We start from the raw sequence: 5,808 nt of genomic DNA, 5'->3' as shown, positions 1-5,808 counted from the left end.
TGCGGCTGGGCGAGGGCAGCGGCGCGGTGGCGGCGGTGCCGGTGCTGCGCAGCGCGGTCGCGCTGCTCCGCGACGTCGCGCTGCTCAGCGAGCTCGATGGGTGAGTCCTGGCGGCTCGCGACCGGCACCCTGACCGCCCTGCCGGTGCGTGCGGTCACGACCGTGGACCGCCGCACGGCCCGCGGCGCGATGCTGCTGGCCCCGGTGGCGGCCCTCCCCCTCGGCCTGCTCGTGGCGCTCGTGCTCGCGGCCGGTGCTGCGCTGGACCTGCCGCCGCTCGCCGTCGGGTGGGTGGCGGTCGGTGCGCTGGCGGCGGGCTCCCGGGCCCTGCACTGGGACGGTCTGTCCGACACCGTGGACGGCCTCACGGCGTCCTACGACGCCGAGCGCTCGCTCGCGGTGATGCGCACCGGCACCAGCGGTCCGGCGGGGGTGCTCGCCACCGTCGTGGTCGCCGGCGTCCAGGCGGCCGCGCTCGCGGCGTACCTCGACCGACCGCTGCTCGCCGGCGGCCTGGTCGCGCTCTCGCGGTGCGCACTGTGGATCGTCTGCTGCACGCGGGTGCCCGCGGCGCGTCCGGAGGGCCTCGGGGCGAGCTTCAGCGGGACCGTCCCGCTGGGCGTCGCGGTGCTGGGCGGGCTGGTGCTGTCGGTGGTCGGCGGGCTGGCGGTCGTGGTGCTGGTCCGTCGCGCGGCACGCCGCTTCGGCGGCGTGACCGGCGACGTGATGGGAGCAGCCGTGGAGATCGCGCTCGCGACCACGCTGCTGACGTGGACCCTGGTCGCCTGACCGCACGGATCAGAGCCGGAGCACCCGCCCGGCCACGACGAGGTGCACCTCGTCGCACGCGGCCCCCAACCGCTGGTTGACCCCGCCGAGCAGGTCGCGGAACAGCCGTCCGGACCGGTGCTCGGGGACCACGCCGAGACCCACCTCGTTGGTGACCAGCACGACCGGGTCCGCGGCGCGGTCGGCCAGCGCAGCCACCGCCTCGTCGACCCGGCGGTCCACGTGCGCGCTGACCGCGTCCTGGTCGGCGTCCCACAGGCCGGCCTCGTCGACGACGCGGGTGAGCCAGGTGCCGAGGCAGTCGGCGAGCACGGGACCCGGGGTGCGCAGTGCCGCCGCGAGGTCACCGGTCTCGAGCGTCCGCCACGTCGCGGGCCGGCGGGCCCGATGGGCTGCGATCCGCGCGGCCCAGTCCGCGTCGTCGTGGACCGGCCCGAGCGCGACGTAGGTCACCGAGCCCTCCGGACGCAGGAGCTCCTCCGCGTGGCGCGACTTGCCGGAGCGGACGCCTCCGGTGACCAGGACCCTCACCGGCTCGCACCAGGAGGCAGCAGCGGCAGGCCGGAGGGCACGCCGTCGGTCGCCAGGGAGGCGATCGCCTCGACGTCGAGGTGCTCCTCGACCAGGTCGGCGAGCAGCTCGAGCCGGCGTTCACGAGCGGCGGCGAAGCTCACGCCGGAAGGCTCCCACAGGTGCCCGGTGAGCCGGGCGACCTCCCCCAGGAACGCGGTCCGGAACGCATCACCCTCGAGGCAGCCGTGCCACATGGTGCCGAAGACGGCACCGGCCCGGGCGCCACCGGCGAACGCGTCGGCGCCGACGCCCGGCGTCGCCAGGCCGTGATGGATCTCGTAGCCCGCCACCGGCGCCCCGAGCTCGACGCCGCGCGGCAGCCCGAGCACCTTGTCGGGGCCGTACTCGGTGCGCACGTCGAGCAGCCCGAGGCCGTCGACCGACGCGCCCGCCGGGCCCTCGATCCCGGCCGGGTCCGCGAGCACCCCGCCGAGCATCTGATAGCCCCCGCAGATCCCGAGCACCGCGCGGCCGGACGCGACGTGCGCGTGGATCGCCCGGTCCAGGCCCCGCTCGCGCAGCCAGCCGAGGTCCGCGATCGTGGCGCGCGTGCCGGGCAGCACCACGAGATCGGCGTCGGAGAGCGACCGCGGGTCGCTGGCGAACACGACGTCGACGCCGGGCTCGAGACCGAGGGCGTCGACGTCGGTGAAGTTGCTGATCCTGGGCAGTCGCACGACCGCGACCTTGAGCGCGGCCCGGCCGTCGTGGACCCGGCGACCGGACACCTCCAGGCTGTCCTCGGCGTCGAGCCAGAGATCCGGGTGCCACGGGAGCACGCCGTACACGCGTCGGCCGGTGAGCCGCTCGAGACCGGCCAGCCCGGGCTCGAGCAGGGACCGGTCGCCGCGGAACTTGTTGACGACGAAGCCGGCGACCAGCCGCTGGTCCTCCGGCTCGAGCAGCGCGACGGTGCCGAACATCGCCGCGAGCACGCCACCACGATCGATGTCACCGACGACCACGACCGGCAGGCCCGCGTGTCGCGCCAGACCCATGTTGACGAAGTCGCCGGCGCGCAGGTTGATCTCCGCCGGGCTCCCGGCCCCCTCGGCGACCACCAGCTCGTAGCGCGACGCCAGGTCGTCGAACGCGTCGTACGCCGTGCGCGCGAGCGACTCCCGCCCGCCGGCGAACTCACCCGCGCCGACCTCGCCCGCCGGACGCCCCAGCACCACCAGGTGGCTGCGCAGGTCGCTGCCGGGCTTGAGGAGGACCGGGTTCATCGCGGCCTCCGGCTCCGCGTTCGCCGCGAGCGCCTGCACCCACTGGGCCCGGCCGATCTCCGCTCCGTCGGCGCAGACCATGGAGTTGTTCGACATGTTCTGGGCCTTGAACGGCGCGACCTTCACCCCCGCTCGCGCGAGCGAGCGGCACAGCCCGGTGGTGACGACGCTCTTGCCCGCGTCGGAGGTCGTGCCGGCGACCAGGATCCCGTTCATCGGCCGTCCAGCCTAGGCGACGCCGCTCCTCGCGCCGGGACCCGGGCCCCGGGCACAAAGTCCCGTCCCGGACGGGACCCGGGGCCCTGTCCCGGGAGCGGCGCCGGCGGTGATCGTCGTCGGGACCGCGCCACCGAGCCCCGTGGAGGACCCGATGAACCCCGGCCAGAACTACCCCGTCGCCGACCACTCGCCGCTGTTCTGGGTGCTGTTCCTGGTGGGTGTCGTGCTCATGGTGGTCGTGCTCACCGGAGCGTTCCTGGTGGCGGTCGCCCGCGCCGGCCAGGCCACCCGAGCGACCTCCGCGACGCCGCTGCCCGAGCCTGCGTCGACCCTGGAGACCAGCAGCGGCGCGGTCCCCGCGGCCTGACCCCTCGGCGACGCTCAGCCGACGGTCTCGCGTGCCGGCTCCGCGCCGGGCCGGGTGCCGTCGGTGCGCGCACCGTCCTCGACCGCACCCGCCCGGATCGACGACATCAGGCTCTGGGCCAGGCCGAGTCCGGCCCCGCCCATCGTCAGTGCCTTGCCGAGCATATCCTCCATCCCGTCGGCTCCGTTGAGCACCACCAGGTTGTCGATGTTGCCCAGGGCCGAGGCGCCCGCCTTGACGATGTCGGGGTAGTTCTCCGCGATCGTCTGCGCGATCACCGCGTCCTGGTTCTCGGCCAGCGCCTCGGCGCGGGCCTTGATGCCGGCCGCCTCGGCGAGACCGCGGGCCTGGATCGCCTTCGCCTCGGCCTCACCCGTCGCCGCGGTGGCCTTGGCCTCCGCCTCGCCGCGCAGCGTGGTCTCCTCAGCCTCGGCGCGCGCCCGGGCGATCTTGGCCTGTCGCTCGGCGTCGGCGAGCGTGATCTGCCGGTAGGCCTCCGCGTCGGCGGGCTTGCGGATCTCGGTGTCGAGCACCTTCTCCGCACGCTGCGCATCGAGCTCGGCCGCCGCGGTCTCTGCCTTGACGACCTCCTGGCGCGCCTGCGCCTCGGTCAGCGGCCCGGCCTGCGCGGCCTGCGCCTTCGCGGTGTCCACCTCGGCCTGGTAGCCGGCCTGCTCGATCTGCGACTGGCGCACCGCCTCGGCCTTGCGGGCGTCGGCGATCTGCTCGGCCTGGGTGGCCTCCTGGTCGCGCTGGGCGGCGGCGATCCGGGCGGCCGCCTCGATCGCGGCCGCCTGCGGCTTGCCGAGGTTGTTGATGTAGCCGACCTCGTCGTCGATCTCCTGGATCTGCAGGGAGTCGACGATCAGGCCGAGCTTGCCGAGGTCGTCGGCCAGCGACGTGCGGATGTTCGCGGTGAGCGACTCCCGGTCGTGGAGCATCCCCTCGACGGTCATCCCGCCGACGATCGCGCGCAGGTGGCCGGCGAACAGCTCGTGGATGGTGCTCACCAGCGTCTCCTCGTTCTGCTCGAGGAAGCGCCGGGCGGCGTTGGCGATGCTGGCCTTGTCGTCGGCGACCTTGAAGACCACGACACCCTTGACCGTCAGGGGGATCGACTGGTTGGACGGGGCCTTCACCGTCAGCGTCGTCGTGCGCAGGCCGAGGTAGAACCTCCGGACCGTCTGGAACCCGGGGATCACCGCGGTGCCGCGGCCGACGACGATCTTGAACCCGCGACCGGTGTCCCCCGGCATGTCGGCGGGTGTCTCTCCGTGGGCGCCGAGGCCCGAGATGATCAGGGCCTCGTTGGGCTCCGCGACCCGCCAGATCATCTTGAAGACCAGGACGAGGAGCAGCAGGAGGCCGGCGGCGATCGCGGCCAGGACGAGCATGGGCATGGGTGTGGTTCCTGTTCGCTGGCGCGCTCGGGCTAGAGCGCGGCGGATACGTAGACGATCCGGGGCTGCGCGTACTCCATGACCCGGACCAGGGTGCCGATCGGGAAGGTGTCGGTGCCGACGTACGGGTAGGCGTTGAACGCCTCGCTCCCGCCGCGGATCGGCAAGATCACCTCACCGACCAGACCGGGTCCGACCGTGCCGGTCACCCGCCCCTCACGACCCACGACGCTGTCGTCACCGCGATCGACCGCAGACCTGCGCGCCATGCGAACCCCCGTTCGTCAACGTTCCGAGCAACGTGAAGCGCGATCCGTCTCGGCGGGCCCGGAAGCCGCCTCGACGCGCATATCAGATCACATCCGGGCCCTGCTGACGACGCGCGCCCCCAGGGCCGGGCTCGATCAGGAGTACGCCGTGATCAGCATCGAGGTCGCGGTGAGGACGAGCCCGCCGACCACGAGCGGGCGCAACCGGGCGGCCGGGATCCGGTGGAACACCGCGTCGCCGAGCCGCCAGCCGAGCGGGATCCCCACCACGCCGGCGGCGCTCACGAGAGCGACCCGCCCGTCGACGTACCCGAGCACGGCGAACGCCGCGACCGCGACGACGTCCTGGGCCGCGAACACCGCCTGGAGGGTGGCGCGGTAGCGGCGGGGCTCACGGTCCATCAACGCCATCACCAGCGGCGGCCCGTTCATGCCCGTCGACGTCAGCAGCGCGCCGCTGACCAACCCGGCGACCGGGAGGCCACGGCTGCCGATGCGGGCACCCGCCGCGACGAGCACCACCATCACCAGCATGCTTCCCGCGATCCAGCCCTGCAGGCTGGACTCGTCGGCGACGGCGAGGAGCACCAGCCCGAGCGGCATGCCGACGATGCCCGCCACCGTCAGGATCCGCACCGTTCCTGCGTCGAGGTGGTCGCGCTCCCGCCAGGCCGCGCCGGTGGTGAGCACCAGGCTCACCGCGGTCGCCGCCACCACCGCCGTGACCGGATGCACCACCAGCGTCAGCAGCGGTACGGCGACCAGCGCCGACCCGAACCCGGTGACCGCCTGGGCGATCGCGGCGAGCATGAACACTCCGGCCGCCACCACGGCGACCAGCAGCAGGTCCGTCACCGACAGCCGCGCCCCGCGCTCAGCCGTCCTCGCTCTTGTTCATCCAGGACGGAGGGGGCGGCGGCGCGACAGCCTGCGTCTCGGCCTGCGTCTCGGCCGGCGCGGGCGGC

8 protein-coding genes are annotated in these 5,808 nt (G+C 74.2%); 3 read left to right on the top strand and 5 right to left on the bottom strand.

The genetic code is table 11. The features are described 5' to 3' along the window. Positions 1-26: 26 nt before the first annotated feature. Positions 27-104, top strand: coding sequence for a hypothetical protein (locus VGD85_RS20305; RefSeq protein ID WP_414690845.1), 78 nt, complete (start codon positions 27-29; stop codon positions 102-104). Next, positions 97-789 carry an adenosylcobinamide-GDP ribazoletransferase gene (locus tag VGD85_RS20300; RefSeq protein WP_331065245.1) on the top strand — a complete coding sequence of 231 codons (693 nt, stop codon included), beginning with the start codon at positions 97-99 and terminating at the stop codon, positions 787-789. The genes VGD85_RS20305 and VGD85_RS20300 overlap by 8 nt, the downstream gene beginning before the upstream one ends. Before the next feature lie 9 nt (positions 790-798). Here VGD85_RS20300 and VGD85_RS20295 read toward each other — a convergent pair whose 3' ends face one another. Continuing rightward, entirely contained in the window at positions 799-1,320 is a 522-nt protein-coding gene (locus VGD85_RS20295; protein ID WP_331065244.1) for a bifunctional adenosylcobinamide kinase/adenosylcobinamide-phosphate guanylyltransferase, read from the bottom strand. After that, positions 1,317-2,804: a cobyric acid synthase gene (locus VGD85_RS20290; protein ID WP_331065243.1), complete on the bottom strand. Its 1,488-nt coding sequence runs from the start codon at positions 2,802-2,804 to the stop codon at positions 1,317-1,319. Before VGD85_RS20290 ends, VGD85_RS20295 begins: the two co-directional genes overlap by 4 nt. A 154-nt stretch (positions 2,805-2,958) precedes the next feature. Between VGD85_RS20290 and VGD85_RS20285 the strand changes: the two genes are divergently transcribed. Beyond that, positions 2,959-3,174, top strand: a complete 216-nt coding sequence (locus VGD85_RS20285) for a hypothetical protein (protein ID WP_331065242.1) — start codon at positions 2,959-2,961, stop codon at positions 3,172-3,174. Between the two features lie 14 nt (positions 3,175-3,188). On the opposite strand, the gene VGD85_RS20280 is transcribed toward VGD85_RS20285, so the two are convergent. From VGD85_RS20280 to VGD85_RS20270, 3 genes are all read right to left on the bottom strand, one after another. Beyond that, complete coding sequence (locus VGD85_RS20280) at positions 3,189-4,574, bottom strand: flotillin family protein (RefSeq protein WP_331065241.1); 1,386 nt, start codon at positions 4,572-4,574, stop codon at positions 3,189-3,191. Between the two features lie 32 nt (positions 4,575-4,606). After that, positions 4,607-4,843 carry a hypothetical protein gene (locus tag VGD85_RS20275; protein WP_331065240.1) on the bottom strand — a complete coding sequence of 79 codons (237 nt, stop codon included), beginning with the start codon at positions 4,841-4,843 and terminating at the stop codon, positions 4,607-4,609. Positions 4,844-4,978: 135 nt separating this feature from the next. Beyond that, positions 4,979-5,698 (bottom strand): sulfite exporter TauE/SafE family protein, encoded by a 720-nt coding sequence (locus VGD85_RS20270; protein WP_331065239.1) that lies wholly within the window; start codon positions 5,696-5,698, stop codon positions 4,979-4,981. Positions 5,699-5,808 lie beyond the last annotated feature (110 nt).

The sequence above is a fragment of the Nocardioides sp. genome, from assembly GCF_036401255.1.
GTDB lineage: Bacteria > Actinomycetota > Actinomycetes > Propionibacteriales > Nocardioidaceae > Nocardioides.
This window is presented reverse-complemented; position numbering and strand designations above follow the sequence as displayed.